The sequence below is a fragment of the Nocardia sp. 149-1B genome, assembly GCF_057747975.1.
This window is the reverse complement of record NZ_CM173233.1, coordinates 2,900,066-2,925,694: the sequence shown is the minus strand read 5'-3', so window position 1 is coordinate 2,925,694 and position 25,629 is coordinate 2,900,066. Positions and strand designations below refer to the sequence as shown.

Here is a 25,629-nt window from a genome sequence, read left to right as displayed (position 1 = left end):
GGGCCGGGAGGAGGCCGTGACCGCGGCGGACCTGTCCCGCTTTGCTGCCGACGACGGCGACCACAATCGGCCTGAAGCCGATGCACATCTCGACGCGGGCGCTCGGGCTGCGGTGGTTTCGAGGCTCGCTGCGCTCGCACCTCAACCACCGGAGGTCGGTGGTTGAGGTGCGAGGAGCCCCAGCGACGAGCCTCGAAACCACCGCGCGGGGAGGCGGCGGTCAGGGGGCCGGGAGGAGGCCGTGGCCGCGGCGGACCTGTCCCGCTTTGCTGCCGACGACGGCGACCACAATCGGCCTGAAGCCGATGCACATCTCGACGCGGGCGCTTGGGCTGCGGTGGTTTCGAGGCTCGCTGCGCTCGCACCTCAACCACCGGAGGTCGGTGGTTGAGGTGCGAGGAGCCCCAGCGACGAGCCTCGAAACCACCGCGCGGGGAGGCGGCGGTCAGGGGGCCGGGAGGAGGCCGTGACCGCGGCGGACCTGTCCCGCCTTGCTGCCAACGACGGCGACCACAATCGGCCTGAAGCCGATGCACATCTCGACGCGGGCGCTCGGGCTGCGGTGGTTTCGAGGCTCGCTGCGCTCGCACCTCAACCACCGTGCTTCGAGGAGGCGGTCGGGAAGCCGGCGGCGGACCCGTGCCGAAGCGGCGCCGTACCGCTTTGCTGCCAAAGAACATCGACCACCGCCGACCCGCAGCCGGCGTACATCTGGACCGAGGCACGAGGGCTTCGGAGGCCTCGACAAGCTCGACCGACGGCTACCACCGCGGTCAGCCCCAGAACTCGGCGAGCGTGGGGGCGACGGTGAGGCCTTGGCGGTGGCCGGCGCTGGCGGCGTCGGGGCGGAGCGAGACGTTCATGGCGTTGGCGCCGAACAGGTGCTCGGAGTCGGGGTCGGGGAAGACCGTCTCGACCAGGCTGCCGCCGGCGCGCAGCTCGTCGACCTGGGCGGCCAGGTGCTGGTTCCACGGCAACGGCATGCGGGTGCGACCGCCGAAGGGGGAGAGCACCAGGACCCGGGCGTACCCGGCCGCCAGATCGGCGTTCTCGTTGCGCCGGTAGCCGCCGTCGATGTACCGGTGCTCGCCGATGGCGTGGGGCCGGGCGCTGGCGCAGCTCGCGGCGATGGCGTCGGCCAGGTCGACCCCGCTGGCGCGGTCGAAGACCACCGGTGCGCCCGTGCGCGCGTCGACCGCCGTGATGCGCACGAGGCGGTCCGGCCAGTCCTGGCTGGGCAGCCGGGCGGCGACCGTGGCGCGCCAGCGCTCGTGCACGACGCTGTCGGTCTCGGCGTCGATCTCCAGTGCGGCGGCCCCCAACCGGAGGCGCAGGTCCTCCGGATCGGTCGAGGCGGCGATGATCGCGCGGGTGCGCTCCAGCTGGCCGGCTACCCAGCTGGGCACGGCGCCGCTCGGTGCCGAGCCGGCGCGCTCCGGGCGCACCGGGCCCAGTGCGTCGGTGAGCAGGTCGGTCGGGCTCGCGCTGGTGATCTGGACCGCGGCCGTCGACCCGGCCGAGGTCCCGACGACCAGGTCGGGCGTCGTCACGTCGAGGCCGGCCTCGAACAGGCCGGCGACGACGCCGATCAGCCACGCGTTGCCGGTCGAGCCGCCGCCACCGAGGACCAGGGCGCGGCGCGTGGGGAGGGAGGAAGAAGTGTCGTTCATGGGAGTCGCCTCTCGAGAGCTCAGGGAGGGCGCTCCCGGCGACGACTACCTCGGCCGCGCGATCGTGGACTGCAGGGGAGCACCCGTTGCGGGTGTTGCGTTCATGGGGCTCACCTCCTGCCGGTCGATCACGATCGCGGTCACGCTACCGCTCGGGCCGCCCCGAGGGCGACCTCTTAGGCTCGGATCGTGAGCGAGCGACTGGTCTGGATGCCGTTCGACCCCGCGGAGCTGGGCGACCCGCCCGACGGACTGCGCTATGAGGTCGTGGACCCCACCGACCACGTGCCCGACACGGTCGGGGAGGTCCGGTTCTACGTGCCGCCGTACCAGGTGGGCAGCCGGGTGGGGGAGGTGCTGCCGCTGATGACGAGCCTCGAGGTCGTGCAGACGCTGACCGCCGGGGTCGACAACCTCCGCGGGAGCATCCCGGACGGCGTCACGCTGTGCAACGGACGCGGCATCCACGACACCTCCACCGCCGAGCTCGCGCTCACCCTGATCCTCAGCAGCCTGCGCGGTGTGCCCGACTTCGTGCGCGCTCAGGGCCGCCACGCGTGGGTGCCGGGCTGGCGTCCGGCGCTGGCCGACAAGCGGGTGCTGTTGGTGGGGTACGGCGCGATCGGGGAGGCGATCGAGCGCCGGCTGGAGCCGTTCGAGGTCGAGGTCGTCCGGGTCGCCCGCCGCCCCCGCGACGGCGTCCACGGCATCGACGAGCTGCCGACACTCCTGCCGGACGCGGACGTCGTCGTGCTCGTCGTACCCCTCACCGACGAGACCCGCGGCCTCGTCGACGCGGGGTTCCTGGCCGCGATGAAGGACGGCGCGCTGCTGGTCAACGTCGCCCGCGGCGCGGTCGTCGACACCCCTGCGCTCGTCGCCGCCCTCGACGAGGGGAGGGTCCACGCCGCCCTCGACGTGACCGACCCCGAGCCGCTCCCGGAGGACCACGCGCTCTGGGACGCACCGAACCTGCTGATCGCTCCGCACGTCGGCGGCGCGAGCAGCGCGATGTGGCCGCGGGCCCACCGGCTGGTCCGCGACCAGCTCCATCGGTACGCCGCCGGTGAGCCGCTGTGGAACGTCATGTCGGGCGACTACTAGGCCACGCATAGACTCCGCCTCGTGGCAGGGCGGATCCGCGAGGACGACATCGCGACGGTGCGCGAGAAGGCACGCATCGACGACGTCATCTCGCAGTACGTCACCCTGCGCAACGCCGGCGGCGGCTCCCAGAAGGGCCTGTGCCCGTTCCACGACGAGAAGTCCCCGTCGTTCAACGTCAACCCGAGTCGCGGATTCTTCCACTGCCTGGCGGCCGAGACCCGGGTCCTGACCTGGGACGGCCCGCGGCCGATCAGTGAGCTGGCCGGCGGCACCCATCGCGTCCTCAACGCGCGCGGGGACTGGGTCGAGGCGCCGTTCAAGTCGTACGGCGTGCAGCGACTCCACCGCATCGTGGTCACGCGCAACCGGCAGCGCAAGGAGCTCTTCGCCACCGACGGTCACCGCTGGTTCGTGGCCGCGGGGAAGGATCGCTCGAAGCGGCGCGAGGTCCTCACGGTCGACCTCAAGGCCGGCGACCGGCTCGCGTCGACGTTCCCTCGCTCTCGCATCCAGCGGACCACGCCGTCGCCGTTCGGGATCGCGCACGGCTTCACCTACGGCGACGGCACCCGCTCGGGCACGGGCAGCATGGCGCTGCTGTGTCCGCCCAAGGACCTGGCGATGCTGAAGTGGTTCCCGAACAGCCACACGTCGGCCTCGGGTGACAATCTCCTGGTCCATCACCTGCCCCGGTTCTTCAAGGAGCTGCCCGACCCGGACGAGTCGGTCTCCTACCTGTACGGATGGCTGGCGGGGTACTTCGCGGCCGATGGTTGCGTGGCGGCTGATGGCACGGTGATGCTCAACTCGGCGCGTCGGGAGGACCTCGAGTTCGTCCGCAGGGTGTGCACCCGGCTCGGGATCGCGACCTACGGCATCACCACCCAGTCGCGGCTCGGCCTGGGTGCCGAACCGACGGACCTGCACCGGGTCCACTTCGCCAACGAGGACCTGACCGAGAGCTTCTTCCTGCTCGACGAGCACCGCAGACGGTTCGCTGAGGCGACGAAGAAGTACGCGCGACGTGGCTGGGTCGTCCAGGCGGTGGAATCAACCGATCGCATCGAGGAGGTCTTCTGCGCGGAGGTCGAAGACGGCCACGCGTTCACGCTGGAGGACAACATCCTCACCGGCAACTGCTTCGGTTGCGGCGAAGGCGGGGACGTCATCACGTTCCTGATGAAGATCGACGGCCTGACGTTCGGGGAGTCGGTCGAGCGGCTCGCCGAGAAGTACGGCGTGCAGCTGCGCCGCGAGGAGGGCGACGTCCGCGAGGAGCGGCCCAAGGGGCCGCCGCGACGCCGGCTGATCGAGGCCCACCAGATCGCGCAGACGTTCTACGCCGAGCAGCTCGCCACCCCCGACGCGCTCGTCGCGCGGCAGTTCCTCGGCGAGCGCGGGTTCGACCAGGGCGCCGCCGAGCACTTCGGCATCGGGTTCGCACCCCGAGACGGCGACGCGCTGAAGAGCCTCCTGCGCCAGAAGGGCTTCACCAACGAAGAGATGACCGTCGGCGGCCTGGTCGGACCCTCGGGCTACGACCGCTTCCGCGGCCGGCTGCTGTGGCCGATCCGCGACGCGAGCGGCGACACCATCGGGTTCGGCGCCCGCCGGATCTTCGACGACGACCGCATCGACGCCAAGTACCTCAACACCTCCGAGACCCCGATCTACAAGAAGAGCCAGGTGCTCTACGGCCTCGATCTGGCCCGCCGCGACATCGGCCGCTCGTCCCAGGCGGTGATCGTCGAGGGCTACACCGACGTGATGGCCTGCCACCTGGCCGGCGTGACGACCGCGGTCGCGACCTGCGGCACGGCGTTCGGGGAAGATCACTCCCGGGTGCTGCGCCGGTTCCTCAACGACCACGAGGAGTTCCGCGGCGAGGTGATCTTCACCTTCGACGGCGATGCAGCCGGGCAGAAGGCGGCGCTGCGGGCCTTCGGCGGCGACCAGAACTTCGTCTCCCAGACGTACGTCGCCGTCGAACCGGACGGCCTCGACCCCTGCGACCTGCGCATCAAGAGCGGCGACGCCGCCGTCCGCGAGCTCGTCGCCCGGCGGGTGCCGCTCTACCGCTTCGTGCTGACCAACGTGGTCGGCAAGTACGACCTGGACCGGGCCGACGGCCGCGTCGATGCGCTGCGTGAAGGTGCACGCCTCGTCTCGAGCATCCGCGACAAGTCCAAGGTCGACGCGTTCGCCCGCGAGCTCGCCGGGATGATCGGGCTCGACGTCGAGGAGGCCCGGGCGGAGGTCCGCCGGGCCGCGCATCGCCGGCCGAGCCAGGACAGCCGGGCCGGATCCGCACCCGCCGCGGCGACCGAGCCGCCGCCGCGCTCCGCCGTACCCCACCTGCGCGACCCGCGGTTCGCGACCGAGCGCGAGACGCTCCAGCTGGTCATCCAGCACCCGATGACGATCGGCCGCAGCACCGGCGACATCGGCGTCAACGACTTCACCCACCCGACCTATCGCGCCGTGTGGGAGCTGGTCGCCGCGGCCGGCGGTCCCGGGGCCGGGGCCGGCGACCCGAGCTGGGCCAGCCGGTTGCGCGACGCCGCCACCGACCCGGCCGTGTCGTCGGTGATCAGCGCGCTCGCGGTCGAACCACTGAAGAAGGACCCGGACGCGGCGTACGTCGCCGTGCACGTCTTCCGGCTGCTCGAGCTCACCGCGGCCCGCCGGATCGCGGAGATCAAGTCCAAGCTGCAACGCACCAACCCCGTCGAGCACCCGGAGGAGTTCAACAAGATGTTCGGCGAGCTCGCCGCCCTGGAAGCCCACCGCCGCGCACTGCGCGACCGCCTCGCGGGGGGCGCGGCGTGAAGCTCCGCCGTCGCGAGCGGCCACCGATCCGAGTCGAGCGTGGCGAGCGGCTGCTCGCCGACACCGCCGCTGCCGAGGGCCACCTCGGCGGCACCCGCGACGCGCTCTACCTGCTGCGCTCACGAGAAGGGCGCTCCTTCGAGCTCAGCGAGACGGTCCGCATCCCGTGGGAGGAGATCGAGGCCGCCGACTGGGACCGCGACACCTCGGTCCTGCGGGTCACAGAGGTCGGCAGCTGGGGCGAGCAGCGCGCCGAGCACCGGTTCACGATCGAGGAGCCCGGCCGGCTGCTCGAGCTGGTCCGCGAACGCGTCACCGCCAGCATCGTGCTGCAGCGGCACGTCCCCGTCGACGGCGCCCGTGGGCTGCGCGTGATCGCCCGCCGCGCGCCCCGCGGCGACCAGCCGGTGCAGTGGGTCTACGAGTACGACGAGGGCGTCGACCCCGACGACCCCGAAGTCCAGCGTCTGGCCGAGGACGCCCTGCGGGCGGCGATCCAGGAGGTCGGCCCGATCTGAGCGTCGAGGCCGATTTTCCCTCGCGCAGCCGGATTGCTAACCTGTGCGGGCTGCATCCGATCCCCTGTAGCTCAGTTGGCAGAGCGCTTGACTGTTAATCAGGATGTCGTTGGTTCGAGTCCAACCGGGGGAGCAGAGAGAAGGGCCCGGTCCGCGAGGACGGGCCCTTCGTGCTTCCCGGCGCTGTCGCCCCGATCACGGTGCCCTCAGCGGCCCTCGCACGACTCGCGCACCTCGGCCCGGCAGTGGTCGGTGTCGAGCCCGAGGAGCCGGTCGTCTCCGGCGTGGGTCCGTACAGGCTCGCGGTGAGGACACCGAACCGGTCAGGTGCGCGGCAGGCGCACCAGCCCCCAGCCGGCGTACCCACCCTCCGGGCCGATCGAGGCGTACCACCGAAGGTTCCGCCACCTCGGCTCGAGCTCCCGCACGCTGTGCGGTCGCACCCGGACGGTGCGGTCGCGTCGCACGGTGGTGTACTGCACGAGATCGACCCTGACTGTCACGGGGTTGGGGTTCACGATCCGCAGGTAGCCGGCCCGACGCGCCGGCCCGACCCGGAGCAGCCGCGCGCTGCGCAGGTGGACCCGGATCGTTCCCGGGGTGAGCCGGCTGTCGTTGCAGGCGTAGTAGGTCAGGTCGTAGGTGCCGTCGACGCCGTAGCGGCTCTCGACCCGCAGCGATCCCGGCTCCTCGTAGACGAAGGCGCCGACCGCTCGAGTGCTGCGCCCGACCCGGCACACGTCGAGGGCCGCCCCGCTGGGGTCGGTGTCGTTGGCCAGGACGTCCAGGTCGGCGTACCCGCCCGACCAGTAGCTGACCTCCTCGTCGGCGGTGATCGGCGGTGGCACCGTCGTCGGGTCCACGGGCGACCCGTCCGCATCGCGCGCGGGCGAATGCGGTTGGTGCGCGGCCCGGCGTACGGCGTCCCAGGCGCCGCCCACAACAGGTCCGGCCCGGCGAGCGACGACACCGTGCGGGGTGGGCTCGAGGCCGTGCACCCGCCCGCGTCCGGCGATGACCGTGATCTCGTCGCTCACGAACATCGAGTACCACGCCAGGTTGTGAAACCCCGGGGTCACGACCTTCGAGGCCCCGGGGGCGATCCGTAGGTAGCCGACGAGATCGTCGCTGCCGGGGCGGGGCATCAGGAACCAGATCCCGTGCTGGTCGGGATTGGTGACGCGGACCTGGTCGGGGTGCCCCGGCACGGTCGTGACGGTCGTCTGCGCGACCGGGCGCAGGGTCACCGACAGGGTTGCGGGCACCAGGTAGGAGTAGTCGCAGGCTCGGTACTCGAACGTGTGGGTGCCCTCGGCGCCGGGCCGGACGGTCACCTCGACGGAGCCCGGGCCGTCCTCGCCGCTCTCGATCTCCACGGCGCGGTCCCAGACGGGCATCCGGCACACCGCGAGGTCGCGCTGGCCGTCGGCGTCGGTGTCGTTGGCCAGCAGGTCCAGTGGGACCTCGAGGCTGCCCGACCACAGGGTCAGCGCGTCGTCGACCGCCACCGGCACATGGTCCTCCTCGGCCGCGGCCGTGGCGCCACCGCCCGCCTGCGTCGCGGCGAAGACGAGCGTCGCGAGGAGCCCGCCGAGGGCGAGTCGGTGCTGCATGGTGACCCCGTCGTCCGGCGCGGCCGAGCGTCGCGCGCGGATCTCAGGCTAGGGCGTGTGCGGCGGTGGCGGCATCCGAACGGCGGAAGCCGATCGTGGCGCCCGCTACTCGCCCCAGCCCATCGGGAACACCTCGAAGGCGGCGGCGTACGTCGTGCCGAGACGCTGACCGGTCTGGCGGCCGAAGCCCTCGAGGAACTCCCGGGAGTCGAAGTGCTCCCAGCCCAGGCCGTCGATGTAGGCGCGGTGCGCCTCCAGGGAGGCGACCCCGGCGTCGAAGGTGTCGGTGGTGTCGACCGCGTGGGTGGAGCTCGGCGAGCCGAAGGCCCACACCGCCCGCACGCCGCCCCAGGGCTCGAGGTCGTCCGTGAGCTGCTCGGGGAACACCCACCGGTTGCCGGCGTCGCGGACCGCGTCGACCACCGCCCGGCCGGTCGCGACGTGGTCGGCCTGGTTGAGGTTGACCCCGCCCCAGGTGTCGCGGAAGTTGCCGGTGATCACGATGTCGGGCCGGAAGCGGCGTACGACGCCGGCGATCTCGCGGCGCAGCGGGACGCCGTACTCGAGCACGCCGTCGGGCTGGTGCAGGAACTCCACGGCCGAGACCCCGACGATGCGCGCGGACTCGACCTGCTCGGCCTCGCGCACCGTGCGGCACTGGTCGGGATGCATGGCGTCGATGCCGGCCTCGCCGCTGGTCACCATGCAGTAGGTCACGTCCTTGCCCTGCGCGGTCCAGCGGGCGACCGCCGCGGCGGCGCCGAACTCCATGTCGTCGGGATGGGCGACGACGCACAGCGCGCGTTGCCAGTCCTCCGGCAGCGCGGTCAGCGGCTCCAGGGGCTCGAGCGGCTCGGTCATGGTCTACCTCCAGGTCGTCGGCGTGACAGGGTGCCAGCATGAAGCAGTACGCCGACATCGCGCTGCGGCTGCCGTCGACCAGCGAGCGCTGGGCGGGGGAGCGGTTCCGGGCCGAGCTGAGCGACTGGGTGTCCTCGGCCGTCGGTGAGCTGGCCTCGCTCGAGCCGGTGAAGCTGCGCCCCTGGGCGACGGTGTGGCGTGTCGAGACCACCAGTGGCGTCTTCTACGCCAAGCAGAACTGCTCGACCCAGTCCTACGAGGCCGCCCTGGTCGTCGCGCTCAACGACCTCGCCGCGCGCCACGTCGTCCCCCTGACCGCCGCCGACACGGCCCGTGGGCTGTTCCTGACCCCGGACCTGGGCGCGCCGGTGGGGGCGAGCGACGACATCGACCTCTGGTGCCGGGTGGTCGCCGGCGGCGCCCACCTGCAGCTCGAGGTGGCGAGGTACGTCGAACGGCTCGTCGGCGCCGGCCTGACCACGCTCGCGCCGAGCGACGGCGTGGGTTACGTCGAGGAGCAGCTCGACGCCTTCGCCGCACTGCCCGAGGGCGACCCGCGGGCGATGCCGCAGGACCGGCAGGCCGGGGTCCGCGCCGCCCTGCCCCAGGTGGCCGAGTGGGCCGCCCAGGTGTCGGCGCTCAGGCTGCCCCTCACCTTGTGCCACAACGACCAGCACGGCCACAACGTCTTCGATGTCGGTGGCGAGCTGCGGTTCTTCGACTTCGCGGACGCCATGATCACCGAGCCGCTGGCGGCGCTGCTGGTGCCACTGAACGTGCTGGCCCACCGGATGGAGCTCCCGCCTGACGACCCGCGGCTGGCCCGCGTCGCCGACGCCGCGCTGGAGGTGTGGAGCGAGTACGCCCCGATGAGCGAGCTCCGTGCCGCACTGCCCGCAGCCCTCCAGCTGGCCCGGCTGGCCCGCACCGAGGCGTGGATCCGTTGCACCGCCTCGATGAACGACGCGGAGCTCGCCGAGTGGGGCGACTCCGCGGCGTACTGGCTCGGCTCGCTGCTCATGGCGTCACCGTTCGCGGGTACGTCGTCGCCATGACCTATCCGTTGAGCCGCCTGATGTCGGCCGCCACGACCTCGTACGCCGGCTACGCCCTCGCCCGGCCCGCCCACCTCTGGCAGGCGCTGCAGGCGAACCGCCAGGACCGCGGCGGCCTGGAGCTGCTCGCGCGGACGTACGGCGTGCGCGACCTCGCGATCGGTGGGTTCGGGATGTTCGGCCGTTCGCCCCGGACGGTGCGCACCGCGATGATGCTGCGGATCGCGATGGACCTCGGCGACGGCGCCCTGCTGTCGGCGCGCACCGACGACCCGGACGTACGCCGCAAGGTCCTGGCCATCACGCTCGGCTGGGCCGGCCTCAACGCGCTCGCCCTCACGATCGACTCCGCGCGCGACAGCTGAGCCGGCGATGGGCGAGATCCGCGTCGGCATCTCCGGCTGGACCTATGCCGGTTGGCGCGGCGACTTCTACCCGCAGGGGCTGACCCAGAGGAAGGAGCTCGCCTACGCCGCGGAGCGGATGGGCTCGGTGGAGATCAACGGGTCCTTCTACAGCCTGCAGCGGCCCACGTCGTACGCCTCCTGGCGCGACCAGACGCCCGACGACTTCGTGTTCGCCGTCAAGGGCGGCCGGTTCGTGACGCACATGAAGCGGCTGCGCGACGTCGAGGCGCCGCTGGCCAACTTCTTCGCCTCCGGCCTGCTGGCGCTGGGACCCAAGCTCGGCCCGATCCTGTGGCAGCTGCCCGAGCGGCTGGAGTACGACGCGGGTCTGCTCGCTGCGTTCTTCGAGCAGCTGCCGCGGACGATGGGGGAGCTGGCCGCGCTCGCCCGCCGCCACGACGCGAAGGTCCCCGACGAGCGGGCGCTGACCACCGCACCACGGGGGCTCGCGTCGCGCCGGGTCCGGCACGCGCTGGAGTTCCGCAGCCCGTCGTTCTGCACCGACGAGGCGTTCGCGCTGATGCGCGAGCACGACATCGCCTGCGTCGTCGCCGACACCGCCGGCCGGTTCCCGATGGCCGAAGCGGTGACCTCCGACCTGGTCTACGTCCGGCTGCACGGAGACCAGGAGCTCTACACCAGCGGGTACGGCGACGCCGCGCTCGACCGGTGGGCCGAGAAGTGCCGGGGGTGGGCCGGGGAGGCCGAGCAGGTCGTCGTGTACTTCGACAACGACGCCAAGGGCTTCGCGCCCCACGACGCCCTGCGGTTGATCGAGCGCCTCGAGGGCTGACGTCAGCCGTTCAGCCGGGCGAAGATCCCCTTCTGCGCGTGGTGCAGCCGCGGGAACTCCGCGAACACCCGGTCGTAGACCTCGCGGTGCGCGGCCGCCGGCTCGAACGTGCGGTCCACCGGCACCAGCGCGCGCACATCGGCGTACCCGATGTCGGCGAGCGCCACCCCGGCAGCGAGCCCGACCCCGCGCAGTCCGGTGAGCAGCGGCTCGGCCGCGCGCTCGACCACCCGGTCGCACACGTCGGCGACGATCTGGCACCACAGGTCGGACTGGGCACCACCGCCGATGATCCGTAGCGGCTCCAGTCGCCGCCCGGTGAAGCGGTCGGCCGCGTCGAGCAGCCAGCGGGTGTTGAGCGCGACGCCCTCGAGCACGGCGCGCGCGAGCTCGGCGCCCGTGGTGGCGACCCCGATGTTGTGGAAGCCCGCGCGCGCGGCCCGGTCGTCGACCGGGCTGCGCTCGCCGGTCAGCCAGGGGGTGAACACGACCCCGCCCGCGCCCGGGCTCGCCGTCGCTGCCAGGTCGGTGATGTCGTCGTACGACGGCGCCGTGCGGTCCCGCTCGGCGAGCGTGCCGCGGTACCACTGCAGGCACCGGCCGGCGCTGTCCTGGTTGTCGCCGAGCAGGTAGGGGTGGGGCCCGATGCCCGGGACGGTCGCGCACTGCCGCAGCAGGTCCGTCTTCTTCTTGTCCAGCGGGCAGGTGATCCAACCCGAGGTGCCGATCGACACGTGCGCCTCGTGGAGCCCGAGGCTCCCGGACCCCACGGCCGCGGCGTGCAGGTCGGGAAGCCCGGTTATCACCCGGGCGGTGGGGGAGATGCCGAGCTGGGCCGCCACCTCCGGTCGCACGGTCCCGACGACCGATCCCGAGGCCTGGAGCGGGGGGAGCTTGTCGCCCGGCACACCCGCCCGCGTGACGAGCACGTCGTCGTAGGCCACGACGTCGGGGTGGCGGTTGTCGGTGAGCCAGGCCGCGGTCATCGACATGGGGGAGGCCGCGGCGACCCCGGTGAACCGCATCGCGAGGTGGTCGACGGGCTCGAGGTACCACCGGGCCTGCCGGGCCACCTCGGGGCAGTCGCGCTCGAGGTGCAGGATGTGGCCGAGCGGGTCGGCGCCCGAGGTCGACGGCACGCCGCCGGTACGCCGGATCCACGTCGCGAGCGGCCGGGCGCGGTAGCCCTGGATGCGCCCGCCGACCAGTGCCTTGGAGTGCGGCGCGCCCTGGGTGTCGGTCCACAGCAGGCACGGCCCGACCGCGCGGCCGGCCGCGTCGGCCGGCACCGTGCTGCCCCACTGGCCGGTCACCCCGACCGCGACCACGTCCGCGGCGTCCGCTCCGGCCGACGCGACCACCCGGTGGGTCGACTCGACGATCAGGTGCCACCAGACCTCGGGGTCCTGGGTGGCCGCGCCGTGCTCGGCGTACTCCGTCGTCAGGGGGTGCTGCTCCCACCGCACGATCTCGCCGAGGCTGGTGACCAGGCCGACCTTGACCCCGCTGGTGCCGAGGTCGACGGCGAGCACCAGCCGGCGGCCGCTCATGCCGGCGGGACGCTCTGCTGGGTGTCGAGCATGTCGCTCATCACCGCGGCGATGAACTCCTCGACCTCGTCGGTGAGCCCCCCGGCGACTCCGCCGTAGAGCGCGCTCGTGAACGCCTCGACCCCGGCGGCGTGCTGCCGGCGCGCGTGGTCGACGGCTTCGGCGAGGTCTGCCGCCCACGCCTCGGCGACCCCTGGCTGCGTCTGGGGCCGGGTGACGGCCAGGTGGATCGCATTGGGGTACTGCTGGCCGTTGAGCCGCCAGCCGCGCTCTCGCAGGGCGTCGTTGACGTGGTAGATGTCGAACTCGTCGGAGGTGAAGCTGAAGCAGAACGTCGGGCTGCCGAGGATCCGCAGCTCGGAATGGCTCCGCACCGCCGTCTTCATCGTCTCGGCCGTCTCGAAGATCTCGCGGGCGTGCAGCAGGTAGCCCGACCGCCCGTGGCTCACCATCGAGGCCCAGGTGGCCGCCAGCAGCCCGCCGGAGCGGGAGCCGTCGATGCCCGGCGACATGTACTTGCCGCCGCTCCACCCCGCGAGCTGGAAGTACTGCGCGTTGCGGTAGGCCTTGTCCCGGAACAGCAGCGTGGACGTGCCCTTGAACGCGTAGCCGTACTTGTGGGTGTCGGCGGAGATGCTGGTGACCCCCGGCACCCGGAAGTCGAACGGCGGCACGTCGTACCCGAGCTGCTCGCCGAACGGCAGGATGAATCCGCCCAGGCACCCGTCGACGTGCAGGCCGGTGCCGTGCTCGAGCGCGACCTGCCCGAGCTCGGCGATCGGGTCGATGGTGCCGTAGCCGTAGTTGCAGGCCGATCCGAGGATCGCGATCGTGTTCTCGTCCACGAGGGCGGCGACCTCCGCGGGGTCGACGACGGTCGTGGCCGGGTCGACCGGTGCGGTGCGCAGCTCGACCCCGAGCAGGTGGCAGGCCTTGTCGAACGCGGGGTGCCCGGTCTCGGGCTTGACGAAGTTGGGGCGCGCGATGCCCCGGTGCTGGGCGGCGTGCTCGCGGTAGGCCAGCACGGCGTGCAGGATGCTCCCGGTGCCGCCACTGGTGATCATGCCGGCCGGCGTCGTGTCCTGCACCGCGTCCGCGTGCATCAGGTCGAGGGCCATCGCGATGATCTCGCCCTCGAACTTCGTCGCGCTCGGGCACATGTCGCGCTGCAGGGCGTTGACGTGCGCGAACAGCCCGAACGACTCGGTGAGGAACCCGTAGTGGTCGTGGTCGCCGCAGTACATCGTCCCCGAGCACTTGCCGCTCTCCCAGACGGCGTCCTCCTCCGCGGCCATCGTGTGCAGCTCGGCGAGGATCTCCTCGCGCGGTCGGCCCTGCTCGGGGAGCGTCCGGTGGACGGGGAAGCGCTCGGCGTACGGGAAGTCGCTCATGGGCATGCGGTCCGGTTCCCCCGCGTGGCGCGGCCGGGCCCCTCCGCGCGGATCGTAGCGGTGAGAGCGCCCCTCCGTCGTCGGTCCTGCTAGCTCGTCGCGTGGCTCAGCGACGCCCGGGCCTGCCGCTGCGCCCGGGGCAGGCGCTCGACCAGGAACGGCGTCAGGGTGTGCACGAACGACGCCGTGAGGTGCTCACGGTTGCGGTAGACGACAACGTGCCCGATGACCGGTGGGCAGGTGCGGGCGGTGCACATGAGGTCGCGCAGGTCGAGGAGCGCCGAACCGGGGGTCTCGCGGACGGCCCTGCTGAGGGCGTCGAAGTGGTCGAAGGAGTCGTCGCGCGGCTGGCTGCAGCGGGTCGCGGCGTCGGACTCGTGCAGCTCGACGCACTGGACGACGTCCGGGATCGCGATGGGGTAGTCGCGCATCGCGACGACCAGGCTCCCGCGGGCGATCTGCGAGGCCCAGGCGTCGTGCAGGCCGGCGACGGTGGTCCGGCGGGCGTTCTGCCCGTCGGCGGGCTCCGCGAGGTAGCCCCCCTGGTCGGCGGTGGTGATGATCAGGTCGTACGCCGGGCTCGCGGCGAGGTGGTCGGCCAGCGCCTGCTTCCACCGGTTGCACTCGGCGGCGAACGTCTCGGTCTGGCCGCGCTGGGGGCGCGCGCTCCAGGAGCAGCCGGCCCGCCCCGCGACCTCGACCCGCCAGCCGAGCTGGTCGGCGAGCGCCTCGTAGGCGGGCAGGTAGACGTTGTTGTGGGAGTCGCCGACCGCGAGCACCCGCGGGGCGTCGGGGTCGTCGGGCCCGAACGCGCACAGGTGCAGGTCCGAGACCCCGAACGACGCCCAGCAGTCGTTGCGGTTCTCGTCGTCGATCGACGCGCTCGAGGGCGGCGGGATGAGGACGTCGCCGAGGTCCGGGCAGCCCGACGTCGGGGGGTGCATGGCCCCCGCGCCGATGCAGTGGAGGTCGGCCGCGAGGAGCTGGGCGCGCGCCGCGACCAGCTGGTCACGCTGCTGCTGCACCGCGGAGTCGGCGCCGACGGTCGCGCTCACCGCGACCACGACCGTCGTGACGGCCAGGCCGGCGAGCACGAGCCGGCCGGGTGTCCCGGTGCGGAGGCGGGGCGAGGAGCGGACCGGGAGCTCGACGAGGTACGTCGAGAGGGTGGCCACGACCAGCGTGGCCGCCACGATCGCCAGCTTGTCCGCGGTCGACAGCGGGGCGTCGGTCACGTAGGGGAGCAGCACGATCAGCGGCCAGTGCCACAGGTAGACGGCGTACGACGTGTCACCGAGCCAGGTGACCGGTCGCCACCGGCTCGCCCAGGCGAGCGGACCCGTCCCGTCGGCGGCGATGACCAGGGCCGCGCCGAGCACGGGCACCAGCGCGACCGTGCCGGGGAAGGTCGTGCCGCCGTCGATCGTGAGCGCGGCGGCGATGACGGCCGCGAGGCCGACGGCGCCGGCGACCACTCGGGTCCGTGGGCCGAGCCGGAGCCGGGCGGCCGCGAGCAGCGACCCGGCGAGGAACTCCCAGGCGCGGGTCAGCGTGGAGAAGTAGGCGATCCCGGGGTCGGTGCCGGTGCTGATCGCCGACCAGGCGAGGCTCGCCGCCGCGACCACGCACATCAGGGCCGCGGGCCACCAGCGGCGGCCACGCCCGCGGGTGAGCAGGGCGGTCGCGGCCAGCACGACCGGCAGGGCGACGTACAGCTGCTCCTCGACGGCGAGGCTCCAGTAGTGCTGGACGGGTGCGGCCGCGTCGCCGATGGCCAGGTAGTCGACGGCCTGGTCGGCGAGGACCCAGTTCTGGACGTAGAGCGCCGAGCCGGCGACCTGGTGGAGGAAGTCCTCGCGCAGGCTGAGCGGGACCACGGTGAACACCGCGACGGTCACGACCGCCAGCACCAGCAGGGAGGCGGGCAGCAGCCGCCGGGCCCGCCGCAGCCAGAACCGTCCCATCCGGATCCGGCCGGTCTCCTCCAGCTCGGCCAGGAGGTGGCCCCCGATGAGGAAGCCGGAGATCACGAAGAACACGTCGACGCCCACGAACCCGCCGCCGAGCCGGTTCGGCCAAAGGTGGTAGCCGAGCACGAGCCCGACCGCGAGGGCGCGCAGCCCCTGGATGTCGGCCCGCTGCTCGCGAGACCCCGTCCCGCCCGTCCCGCTCGTCCGGGCCGCGCCCGACGTGCGCTCGCGGGGAGTTCCCACCTGCCCAGCCCTCTCTCCGCGGATCCGGCGAGCAGCCTAACCGGTCCGGCCGGACGGGCCTCGGCCTCCTCCGGCGCGACCGATAGGGTCGGCCCGGCACGAACGCGGGGCGGTAGCTCAGTCGGTCAGAGCAGAGGACTCATAATCCTTGGGTCGTGGGTTCGAGCCCCACCCGCCCCACCAGCCTCAGCGCGGAGACGACGCAGGTCACCTGCGCCGACTGCGGATCCGACGCGTCCCACCCACGCCTCGCGGCTTCTGCCGGTGCTGACGCCTCGTTATCGATGACAACACAGTTGTCATCGATCCCGTCGGGAACCGCGCGCCCGGACGGAGGCTTCCGCACGTCACTCAGTGCATCGTTTCCGCCCCAATGGGGGGGCATTCAGGCGGAGCGTTGCGAGATGGACAACGATTCCTTGAAGATTCCTCCACATCGTGGACAACGTGGTTGCTTATCTGGCTACAGCCCCACTACTTTCCGTCGCGAGCCACACCCTCGACTCGTGCAAAGGAATCAGCACCTCCATGTCTTTGGACTCGATCACGGACCGGACCGCGCGGGCCCGCGCCATCAGCGCGGCCGGCGGCATCGAGCTCGCCCTGGAGCGCGGCGACCTGCCGACGTGCATCGACCTCGCCCTCTCCGAGGCCGTGATCCTGGGACTTCTCCGGCAGGGCGTCCACCGCTACGTCGTGGTGCTCGGGCACGGGTCCACCGAGATCGGGGAGGCGTTGCGCGTCTACGAGGACGCCGGCGTCGTGAAGACCTACGCGGTGCGGAACGAGGTCGAGGCGGCGCACACGGCGACCGCGCTGCGCTGGGTCACCGGTGAGAAGGCGGCCGTCGTGACGTCGATCGGTCCGGGCGCGCTGCAGGCCATGGCGGGCTCGTTGGCGGCGAGCAGCGACGGCATCGGCGTGTGGCACCTCTACGGGGACGAGACCACCGAGGACGAGGGCCCCAACATGCAGCAGATCCCGCGACCCGAGCAGGGGCTGTTCCTCCGACTGGCGTCCACGATGGGCCCGGCCTACTCCCTCCACACGCCCGCCGCCCTGCCCACGGCGCTCCGCCGTGGGCTCAACGCGGTGGACCACCCCTACCGTCAGTCGCCCTTCTACCTGCTCCTGCCGCTCAACACGCAGCCCCAGGTCATCTCGCGCTTCAACCTGGCTGAGCTCCCGAGCGGGACCCCGCCCCGGCTGGGCGCCGCCGCCGGTGACTACGGTGGGATCGCGCGCCGCCTCCTGGACGCCGAGCGTGTCGTCATCAAGGTCGGCGGCGGTGCGCTCGAGTGCCGTCAGGAGCTCGAGGCCATCGCGGACCTCGTCGACGGTGTCTTCGTGATGTCGCCGGTCAGCCTGGGGGTCGTTGCGGCCAGCCACCCCCGCCAGATGATGGTCGGGGGTTCCAAGGGCTCACTGAGCGGGAACTTCGCCATGGAGAACGCCGACCTGCTGCTCGCGGTCGGCACCCGGTCGGTCTGCCAGGCCGACAGCTCGCGCACCGGCTACCCGCGAGTCGAGCACGTGGTCAACATCAACGCCGACCTGGACGCGGCGACCCACTACAACCGCACGACCGCACTCGTCGGCGACGCGAGGGCGACGCTCCAGAAGGTGTTGGACGCGCTGCAGGCCCTGGGCCGGGAGCGAGCCCGACCGTCCGACTGGCTCGCGGAGTGCCAGGACGCGCGGCAGCGCTGGGAGCAGGTGAAGGCGGAGCGTCTCGAGACGCCGTCCGTCTTCGACGAGACGTGGGGTCGGGAGGTGCTGACCCAGCTCGCCGCGGTCGATGCGATCGCGGAGTGGGCGGCCGAGCGCCAGGCCGTGACCTTCTTCGATGCCGGCGACGTGCAGGCCGTCGCTTTCCAGATGTCCGCGCAGGAGGAGCCGGGCCAGTCCTTCACGGAGGCCGGAGCGAGCTACATGGGCTTCGCGACGAGCGCCGTCCTGGCGACCGCGGTCAGCGACGAGGACTGGTACGGCGTCGCTGTGACGGGCGACGGCTCCTTCACGATGAACCCCCAGGTCCTGATCGACGGGGTCGCCCACGGCGCCCGCGGCTGCGTGGTCGTCCTCGACAACCGCCGGATGGGCGCCATCTCCAGCCTGCAGATCGAGCAGTACGGACATGACCACGCGACGTCCGACGCCGTGCCCGTCGACTACGTCGCCTGGGCGCGATCGGTCGAGGGCGTCAGCGCGATGCACGGCGGCTATGACCGGGAGTCGCTGCGGGCGGCGCTCGAGACCGCGCGGGCCCACCCGGGCCTGTCCCTCATCCACGTCCCCGTCTACTTCGGGGACGCGCCCGCCGGTGGCCTGCCGTCCTACGGCAGGTGGAACGTCGGCCCCTGGGTGGACGCCACGCAGCGCACCCGTCACGAGATCGGACTCTGAGATGACCACCATCGCGATCGAGGCACGCGACCTCCTGCCGCAGCAGGCGCTCTACATCGACGGCACCTGGCGTCCGGCCGCGGACGGCCGGACGGCGCCGGTCGAGAACCCCGCGACGCAGGAGGACTTCGCGTCGGTCCCGCTCGCCACCGACGCCGATCTCGACGCGGCTCTCGAGGCCGCCGCCTCCGGGTTCCAGCGGTGGCGGCGTACGTCGGCCTGGGAGCGGTCCGACATCCTGCGCCGGTTCGCGGCCGCCATCCGTGACGAGGCCGACCGGTTCGCGCACGTGATGACGCTCGAGCAGGGCAAGCCGGTGGCCCAGGCCCGCGGTGAGGTGCTTGCCTCCGCCGACCAGTTCGACTGGTACGCCGACGAGGCGCGCCGCATCTACGGACGCACCGTCGACGGCCATGACGTCGGCGCGCGGATCCTCGTACGCCGCGAGCCCGTGGGCCCGGTCGCGGCGTTCGCCGCCTGGAACTTCCCCTCGCTGCTGACCGCCCGCAAGATCGCTCCGGCCCTGGCGGCCGGCTGCTCCGTGGTGGTGATGGCACCGATCGAGGCACCGTTCAGCACGCTCCTGTTCGCCGAGGTGGCCGAGCGTGTCGGCCTGGTGCCGGGGGTGCTCAACGTCGTCACCGGCGATCCGGCCCACGTCTCCGCGCACCTCATCGCCTCCGACGTGATCCGCAAGGTCACGCTGACCGGCTCCGTGCCGGTGGGCAAGACCCTGGCGACGCAGGCCGCCCGGGGGATGAAGGCCACCTCGATGGAGCTCGGCGGTCACGCACCCGTGCTGGTGTTCCCCGACGTCGACGTGCGCGCGACCGCGCGGCTGTGTGCGCAGGGCAAGTTCCGCAACGGCGGCCAGGTCTGCATCGCGGCCAGTCGCTTCCTGGTGCACGAGGCGATCGCTGAGGAGTTCACCACGGCGTTCGTCGAGGCGACCCAGGCACTTCGCGTCGGCGACGGGTTCGATCCGGCCAGCGACGTGGGGCCCCTGACCACCGACGGCCGCCGGGCCGCCGTGCAGTCCCTGGTCGACGACGCGGTCGATCAGGGCGCGCGCCTGCTCGTGGGCGGGAGTGCCCCGCAGGACTGGCAGGTCGGTTACTTCTTCGCCCCGACCGTGCTGGCCGACGTCACGGCCGACATGCGGGTGATGCAGGAGGAGCCGTTCGGTCCGATCGCGCCGATCACGACCTTCGCCGGGTTCGACGAGGCCATCGCCTTGGCGAACTCGACGCCGTACGGCCTCGGCGGCTTCGTCTTCACCAACGACCTCACCACCGCGTTCCGTGCCTCCGAGGAGCTCGAGGTCGGCATGGTGGGCGTCAACCACCTCACCATCGCCACCGCGGAGGCACCGTTCGGCGGCGTCAAGTTCTCCGGCCACGGCCGCGAGGGCGGGAGCGAAGGCATCGAGAGCTACACCGTCACCAAGTACGTCAGCATGCGGCTGGGGGAGCGGGCATGAAGCACGAGCTGCCCGGCGTCGACGGCTCACTGACGTCGTACGGCGACCTGGGCTTCAGCCGCTTCCTCCGGCGCGCGTTCCTGTCCTCGGCGGGATTCGACACCGAGGACCTGGACCGGCCCGTCGTCGGCATCGCGAACACCAGCAGTGACTACACGACCTGTCACCGGGAGATGCCGCAGCTGGTGGAAGCGGTCAAGCGCGGGGTGCTGGAGGCGGGCGGCCTGCCGTTCGTGTTCCCGACGATCTCGCTGCCCGAGATCCTGCTCTCGCCGACCTCGATGCTCTTCCGCAACCTCATGGCCATGGAGACCGAGGAGATGATCCTCGCCCAGCCGATGGACGCGGTCGTGCTCCTCGGCGGCTGCGACAAGACCGTGCCTGCTCAGCTGATGGCTGCCGTCTCCGCCGACGTCCCGGCGGTCGAGGTGGTGGCCGGGCCGATGTTGACCAGCTCGTGGCGCGGTCAGCGGCTCGGGGCGTGCACCGACTGTCGCGGTATGTGGAGCCGCCATCGCGCCGGCGAGCTCGACCAGGCCGAGATCGTCGACGTCCAGGGCGCGCTCGCCACCACCGGTGGAACCTGCATGGTGATGGGAACGGCGTCGACGATGGCCTGCGTCTCCGAGGCGCTCGGGCTCAGCCCGGCGGGTTCGGCGACGGCTCCGGCCGCGACCGGTGACCGGCTCAGGGTCGGCTCCCACTCGGGCCGGATCGCGGTCGCGGCGGCTCTCGCCGGCCGACGGCCGTCCACCCTGCTCAGCAGCGGCAGCTTCCGCAACGCCGTCACGGTGTTGATGGCGATCGGGGGCTCGACCAACGCGATCATCCACCTGCTGGCGATCGCCCGTCGCGCCGGAGTGCACCTCACCCTCGACGACATCGACGCGATCGCTCGCAGGGTCCCCCTGCTCGTGGACTGCAAGCCGTCGGGAGTCGGCTACCTGGAGGACATGCACCGTGCCGGCGGCGTGCCGGTCCTGATGAAGACGCTCGAGCCGTTGCTCGATGTCTCCGCGCCGATGGTGGAGGGCGGAACCCTTGCCGAACGGCTCAGCGGCGTCGCGGCTCCCGAGCCGTGGCAGACGACGATCCGGCCGCTGAGCGACCCCCTGGGACCTGAGCGCGCGTTGGCCGTGCTGCGCGGCAACCTGGCCCCGGACGGAGCGGTGATCAAGCTGTCGGCGGCGACCCCGGAGCTGACGGTGCACGAGGGTCCCGCGGTCGTCTTCGAGTCTGCCGACGATGTCGCTGCGCGGATCGACGACCCGGAGATCGAGATCGGGCCCGACACGGTCCTGGTGCTGCGCAACGCCGGGCCGGTCGGGTCCGGGATGCCGGAGGCGGGCTCGTTCCCGGTGCCCAAGCGGCTGGCCGAGCAGGGTGTGCGCGACATGGTCCGCATCTCCGACGCACGGATGAGCGGCACGTCGTACGGCACCGTCGTGCTGCACGTCTCGCCCGAGGCCGCTGTCGGCGGACCGCTCGCCCTGGTCCGCGACGGGGACCGGATCCGCCTCGACGCCCCGAGCGGTGTGCTGACCCTCCTCGTCGCCGACGACGAGCTCGAGCGCCGCCGCGCCGCGTGGACGCCACCTCTGCGTGCCGCCCGAGGCTGGCGCCGCATCCACGCCGATCATGTACTCCAGGCGTCGCAGGGCGCCGACTTGGACACCCTGGCACCTGCCGAGGGAACCGCCTGGAGAAGGGGACACGATCATGATGGCTGATTCGACGCGGCACGACTCCGACGAGCCGACGAGGGCGAGGGCAGCCGGGGCGCTCGCCTCCGGCCTCGACATCCTCGAGGCCCTGGCGGCCACGCCCGACGGCATGGGGGTCACCGCTGTCGCGCGCGCCGTCGGCCAGGACAAGGGCAACGTGCATCGGCTCCTGCGGGTGCTCGAGGAGCGGGGCTACGTCGAGCAGGACGAGGGAACCCGCGGCTACCGCGCCTCGGTGCAGCTCGTTGCGCTCGCCAGCTCGCTGCTGCGCAACCTCGACGTCGTCGGCGTCGCCCCGCAGATCATGCGCGAGCTCTCCCGCCAGACGGGCGAGGCGGTCCACCTGGCCAGGCGGACCAAGGGCGGAGCGGTCTACATCGCTCAGGAGCGACAGGGCGGCGGCATCGTCACGGTCGAGACCGAGATCGGTGCGCAGCCGGTCATCCACGCCACCGCGACCGGCAAGGCGATCTACTGCATGGCGTCCGGGGCGGAGCTCCAGGCGATGGTGCAGCTGCCGCTGAGGAGCTACACGATTCGGACGCTGACCTCGATGGAGGCGCTGGAGTCCGATCTGGCGAAGGTGAGGGAGCGCGGGTACGCCGTCGACGACGAGGAGCTCAACCTCGACGTCCGCTGCGTCGCCGCCCCGATCTTCGACGTCTACGGAGTCCCGGTGGCGAGCATCGGGCTCTCCGGTCCTGCGGCACGGGTGAGCCTGTCGCGGGTCGACGATCTCGGACAACAGGTGCGCACCGCAGCGGTGCGGATCACACAGGAAACGGGTGGACACGTCCCCGCCAGGTTCGGTGTCCACCCGACAACATCCATGGAGGATCACGAATGATGCAGCACAAGTTTACGCGAGTGGCGCGGGTGACCGCGCTCGGCGCCTCAGCCGTGCTAGGGCTCGGCACCTTGGCCGCCTGCGGGGGCGGTGGCTCCTCCGACGGTGGCGCCGACGCCCCCAGCTCGGTGAGCATCGAGCACTACTTCAGCGACACCTTCGGTGCGACGGCGTTCAAGACGATCGTGCCGACCTGTGAGAAGCAGACCGGCCTGACGATCAAGAACGCTCCGACCGACCAGGAGGCGTTCAAGGACCAGATCCTCGTCCAGCTCGCCGGCGGCAACCCGCCCGACACGTTCTCCTACTGGGCCGGCGCCAAGACCCAGTACCTCGTCGACCAGGGTTCGCTCGCCCAGCTCGACGACGTGTGGGCCGCGGACAAGATCGACGACTCGATCCCGACGTCGATCTCCGACAACGCCTCGGTGTACGACGGCCACAAGTTCCTGCTTCCGTTCGCCTACCACTACGTCGGGCTCTTCTACAACGTCGACGTCATGAAGAAGGCCGGCATCACCACGATGCCGAAGACCTGGGACGAGCTGATGGACGCTGCCGCGAAGCTGAAGGCCGACGGCGTCACGCCGTTCGCCCTGGGGTCGAAGGACCGCTGGCCCGCGCAGTTCTGGTTCGACTACCTGCTCCTGCGCACGGCCGGGGCGGACTACCGCGCGAAGCTGATGGCGGGGGATGCGAGCTACACCGACCCCGAGGTCAAGACCGCGTTCTCGATGTACAAGGAGCTCTTCGACAAGGGCTACTTCAACGACAGCCCCAACGGCATCGACGCCAACCAGGCCGCCGACCTCGTGGCCAACGGCACGGCCGCGATGACCCTCAACGGAACCTGGACCACCGGCTACTGGGACAGCAACAAGTTCCCGGCCAAGACCGGCTACGACCTCTTCCCGTTCCCCGAGGTGACCGCGGGCGTCCCGCAGGCGGCGCTCGGCCCGATCGACGGCATCGCCATCTCGGCTGCCGCCGGCAACAAGTCCGGCGCGGAGAAGCTGATCGGGTGCCTCGCGGGCCCCGAGGCCCAGCAGGCGATGGCGCTCTCCGAGGGCGCTCTCGCGCCCAACCAGGACGCCGACCTCAGCTCGCAGAACGAAGTGATGCAGACCGCCGCACGGCTCGTGCAGGACGCGGACACCTTCAACTTCAACTACGACCTGGCGACCAGCCCGGAGATGTCTGATCCCGGCCTGGACTCGATCCAGAAGTTCGTCGACGACCCGTCCACGCTCGACGAGGACCTCGACGCGATGCAGACCGTGGCAAAGGGCGTCTTCGGTCAGTGAGCCCATCCCACGTCGGGACGGCGGTGGCATCGCCGTCCCGACGTGCCCTTCCATGCCAGAACGGAGGCGTCATGCCGCCCCGAGCCACACGTTGGTCTGTCGCGTTCCTCGTCTTTCCCGTCCTCGCCTACGGCGTGGCGGTGATCGGCCCAGCCCTCTACTCCTTCTACTACAGCTTCACCGACTGGCACGCTGTCGGTGGCACCGCTGAGTGGGTGGGCCTGCAGCACTACCGCACGATGGCCTCCGACCCCGCCTTCTGGCACGCCTTCTGGAACACCGCCCTGTGGACGGGAGTGGCCGTCGTGGTGCCGACCACGGCCGGACTCGCACTCGCCGTCCTGCTCAACACCATCAGACACCTGCAGCGGCTGGTGAAGTCGCTGTTCTTCCTGCCGATCGCGCTGTCGCTCGTCGTCATCGGTCAAGCCTGGCAGTGGATCTACCGGGGTGATGACGGTCTTCTCAACATCGTCCTCCGCAACGTCGGGCTCGCGTCGTGGCAGCACGACTGGCTCGCCGACCCGCAGACCGCCCTGTGGGCCGTCATGGTGACCTGGTGCTGGCAGCAGGTGTCTCTCGCGATGGTCATCTTCCTGGCCGGCTTGACGGCTGTCCCGGCGGAGCTCGTGGAGGCTGCCCACCTGGACGGCGCGGGCGCCTGGCAGCGGTTCTGGCACGTGACGCTGCCGTCCCTGAACCCGGCGTTCACCGTCGTCGTCTCCCTGTCGATGGCCAACGCGCTGAAGAACTTCGACATCGTCAAGGTCATGACCGATGCCGGCCCGTTCAAGGAGACCGAGACACTCGCGTACTTCGTCTACCGCACCGGCTTCACGGGCGCCCACGACTTCGGCTACTCAAGCGCGGTCTCGGTCGTGCTCTTCCTCATCACGCTCGTCGCAGTCGGCCTCTTCATGGCCTGGTCCAACAGAGGGGAAGGTGCACGATGAGCATCACAGCCACCGCCGCCGGGTCGTCCGGCACGGTCTCGGGCTCGGCCCCGGCCGACACCGGGTCGCCCCTCGACCGGCACGGCCGGGGCACCCGGGTCGCCACGTTGATGCTCGCCCTGGTCGTCGCGGTCGTCTTCCTCATTCCTGTCGTCGGGGTGCTGATCACCTCGTTCCGGACCAACGGCGACGTGTCGGCCCACGGGCTGTGGACACTCGGCGGCGATGGAACCACCGGCAACTACGCGGAGGCGTGGGGCGCGGGCAATGCGCGCGCCTATCTCCTCAACTCGATCCTGGTGACCGTCCCGGCGACGATCGTCTCGGTGTTGCTCGGCACGCTGGTCGGCTACGTCGTCGGTCAGCTGCGCCCGCGCGGCTCGGCGGCGATCACCCTGGTCTTCGTGGCGGGCCTGTTCGTGCCGCCGCAGATCCTGCTGATCCCGCTCTTCAAGTTCTTCAACCTCAACGGGCTCTACGACACCCTCTGGCCGATGATCATCGTGCACAGCGGCTACGGCGTGTCGCTGTGCACGTTGGTGATGCGCAACTTCTTCCGCGCCGTCCCGGACGAGCTGCGGGAGTCGGGACTGGTCGACGGAGCCAGCGAACCCCGCATCCTGGTCTCGATCATCGCCCCCATGGCACGCCCGGCTCTCGCGGCGCTGGCGACCCTGCAGTTCACGTTCATCTGGAACGACTTCCTCTATCCGCTGATCTTCACGCTCACCGACGAGCGCAAGACGATCATGGTCGGGATCCTCGCCCAGCAGGGCCAGTTCTCCGTCGCCTACGGCACCCAGGCCGCCCTCTCCGTGATCGCGAGCGTGCCGACGATCGCCGTCTTCATCCTCTTCCAGAAGCACTTCATCGCGGGTCTGACGACCGGCGCGGTCAAGGGCTGAACC

19 protein-coding genes, 2 tRNA genes and 1 pseudogene are annotated in these 25,629 nt (G+C 71.6%); 16 read left to right on the top strand and 6 right to left on the bottom strand.

Annotated elements, in window-relative coordinates; all coding sequences use genetic code 11:
* Positions 1-773 precede the first annotated feature (773 nt).
* On the bottom strand, positions 774-1,670 hold the full coding sequence (locus AC3ANS_RS14005) for a patatin-like phospholipase family protein (RefSeq protein WP_488292195.1): 897 nt from the start codon (positions 1,668-1,670) through the stop codon (positions 774-776).
* Positions 1,671-1,859: 189 nt separating this feature from the next.
* Between AC3ANS_RS14005 and AC3ANS_RS14000 the strand changes: the two genes are divergently transcribed.
* The 5 genes and pseudogenes from AC3ANS_RS14000 (at position 1,860) to AC3ANS_RS13980 (ending at position 6,257) form a co-directional block, all read left to right on the top strand.
* Positions 1,860-2,774, top strand: a complete 915-nt coding sequence (locus AC3ANS_RS14000) for a 2-hydroxyacid dehydrogenase (protein WP_488292194.1) — start codon at positions 1,860-1,862, stop codon at positions 2,772-2,774.
* Positions 2,775-2,795: 21 nt separating this feature from the next.
* Positions 2,796-2,981 (top strand): annotated as a pseudogene (locus AC3ANS_RS13995) (CHC2 zinc finger domain-containing protein); the annotation flags it as partial.
* Positions 2,982-3,365: 384 nt separating this feature from the next.
* On the top strand, positions 3,366-5,606 hold the full coding sequence (dnaG, locus tag AC3ANS_RS13990; protein WP_488296500.1) for a DNA primase: 2,241 nt from the start codon (positions 3,366-3,368) through the stop codon (positions 5,604-5,606).
* A complete protein-coding gene (locus tag AC3ANS_RS13985) occupies positions 5,603-6,124 on the top strand; it encodes a hypothetical protein (RefSeq protein ID WP_488292193.1) in 522 nt (173 codons plus the stop codon). The genes dnaG and AC3ANS_RS13985 overlap by 4 nt, the downstream gene beginning before the upstream one ends.
* Positions 6,125-6,184: 60 nt before the next feature.
* Positions 6,185-6,257: transfer RNA gene (locus tag AC3ANS_RS13980), tRNA-Asn, on the top strand.
* 190 nt (positions 6,258-6,447) lie between these two features.
* Here AC3ANS_RS13980 and AC3ANS_RS13975 read toward each other — a convergent pair.
* Entirely contained in the window at positions 6,448-7,737 is a 1,290-nt protein-coding gene (locus AC3ANS_RS13975; protein WP_488292192.1) for an Ig-like domain-containing protein, read from the bottom strand.
* A gap of 105 nt (positions 7,738-7,842) precedes the next feature.
* A complete protein-coding gene (locus AC3ANS_RS13970; protein ID WP_488292191.1) occupies positions 7,843-8,598 on the bottom strand; it encodes a PIG-L deacetylase family protein in 756 nt (251 codons plus the stop codon).
* Between the two features lie 38 nt (positions 8,599-8,636).
* Between AC3ANS_RS13970 and AC3ANS_RS13965 the strand changes: the two genes are divergently transcribed.
* From AC3ANS_RS13965 to AC3ANS_RS13955, 3 genes are read left to right on the top strand one after another with little or no spacing between them, the layout of a single operon-like run.
* A complete protein-coding gene (locus AC3ANS_RS13965; RefSeq protein WP_488292190.1) occupies positions 8,637-9,653 on the top strand; it encodes an aminoglycoside phosphotransferase family protein in 1,017 nt (338 codons plus the stop codon).
* Positions 9,650-10,018, top strand: a complete 369-nt coding sequence (locus AC3ANS_RS13960) for a hypothetical protein (protein WP_488292189.1) — start codon at positions 9,650-9,652, stop codon at positions 10,016-10,018. Before AC3ANS_RS13965 ends, AC3ANS_RS13960 begins: the two co-directional genes overlap by 4 nt.
* Positions 10,019-10,025: 7 nt before the next feature.
* Positions 10,026-10,853 carry a DUF72 domain-containing protein gene (locus AC3ANS_RS13955; protein ID WP_488292188.1) on the top strand — a complete coding sequence of 276 codons (828 nt, stop codon included), beginning with the start codon at positions 10,026-10,028 and terminating at the stop codon, positions 10,851-10,853.
* A gap of 2 nt (positions 10,854-10,855) precedes the next feature.
* On the opposite strand, the gene AC3ANS_RS13950 is transcribed toward AC3ANS_RS13955, so the two are convergent.
* From AC3ANS_RS13950 to AC3ANS_RS13940, 3 genes are all read right to left on the bottom strand, one after another.
* Positions 10,856-12,403, bottom strand: coding sequence for a xylulokinase (locus tag AC3ANS_RS13950; RefSeq protein ID WP_488292187.1), 1,548 nt, complete (start codon positions 12,401-12,403; stop codon positions 10,856-10,858).
* Positions 12,400-13,794, bottom strand: a complete 1,395-nt coding sequence (locus tag AC3ANS_RS13945; protein ID WP_488292186.1) for a pyridoxal phosphate-dependent decarboxylase family protein — start codon at positions 13,792-13,794, stop codon at positions 12,400-12,402. The genes AC3ANS_RS13950 and AC3ANS_RS13945 overlap by 4 nt, the downstream gene beginning before the upstream one ends.
* 89 nt (positions 13,795-13,883) lie before the next feature.
* Positions 13,884-16,007, bottom strand: coding sequence for an acyltransferase family protein (locus AC3ANS_RS13940; RefSeq protein ID WP_488292185.1), 2,124 nt, complete (start codon positions 16,005-16,007; stop codon positions 13,884-13,886).
* A gap of 106 nt (positions 16,008-16,113) precedes the next feature.
* Between AC3ANS_RS13940 and AC3ANS_RS13935 the strand changes: the two genes are divergently transcribed.
* From AC3ANS_RS13935 to AC3ANS_RS13900, 8 genes are all read left to right on the top strand, one after another.
* Positions 16,114-16,190: transfer RNA gene (locus AC3ANS_RS13935), tRNA-Ile, on the top strand.
* Between the two features lie 345 nt (positions 16,191-16,535).
* Positions 16,536-18,413, top strand: coding sequence for a thiamine pyrophosphate-dependent enzyme (locus tag AC3ANS_RS13930; protein ID WP_488292184.1), 1,878 nt, complete (start codon positions 16,536-16,538; stop codon positions 18,411-18,413).
* Position 18,414: 1 nt separating this feature from the next.
* Positions 18,415-19,893 carry an NAD-dependent succinate-semialdehyde dehydrogenase gene (locus tag AC3ANS_RS13925; protein WP_488292183.1) on the top strand — a complete coding sequence of 493 codons (1,479 nt, stop codon included), beginning with the start codon at positions 18,415-18,417 and terminating at the stop codon, positions 19,891-19,893.
* The gene (locus tag AC3ANS_RS13920; protein WP_488292182.1) at positions 19,890-21,623 is read left to right on the top strand and encodes a dihydroxy-acid dehydratase; all 1,734 of its coding nucleotides are present in this window, start codon (positions 19,890-19,892) and stop codon (positions 21,621-21,623) included. The genes AC3ANS_RS13925 and AC3ANS_RS13920 overlap by 4 nt, the downstream gene beginning before the upstream one ends.
* Positions 21,613-22,464 (top strand): IclR family transcriptional regulator, encoded by an 852-nt coding sequence (locus AC3ANS_RS13915; RefSeq protein ID WP_488292181.1) that lies wholly within the window; start codon positions 21,613-21,615, stop codon positions 22,462-22,464. Before AC3ANS_RS13920 ends, AC3ANS_RS13915 begins: the two co-directional genes overlap by 11 nt.
* Positions 22,461-23,768, top strand: coding sequence for an ABC transporter substrate-binding protein (locus AC3ANS_RS13910; protein WP_488292180.1), 1,308 nt, complete (start codon positions 22,461-22,463; stop codon positions 23,766-23,768). The genes AC3ANS_RS13915 and AC3ANS_RS13910 overlap by 4 nt, the downstream gene beginning before the upstream one ends.
* A 140-nt stretch (positions 23,769-23,908) precedes the next feature.
* On the top strand, positions 23,909-24,721 hold the full coding sequence (locus tag AC3ANS_RS13905; protein ID WP_488292179.1) for a carbohydrate ABC transporter permease: 813 nt from the start codon (positions 23,909-23,911) through the stop codon (positions 24,719-24,721).
* Positions 24,718-25,626, top strand: a complete 909-nt coding sequence (locus AC3ANS_RS13900) for a carbohydrate ABC transporter permease (protein WP_488292178.1) — start codon at positions 24,718-24,720, stop codon at positions 25,624-25,626. The genes AC3ANS_RS13905 and AC3ANS_RS13900 overlap by 4 nt, the downstream gene beginning before the upstream one ends.
* Positions 25,627-25,629: the final 3 nt, after the last annotated feature.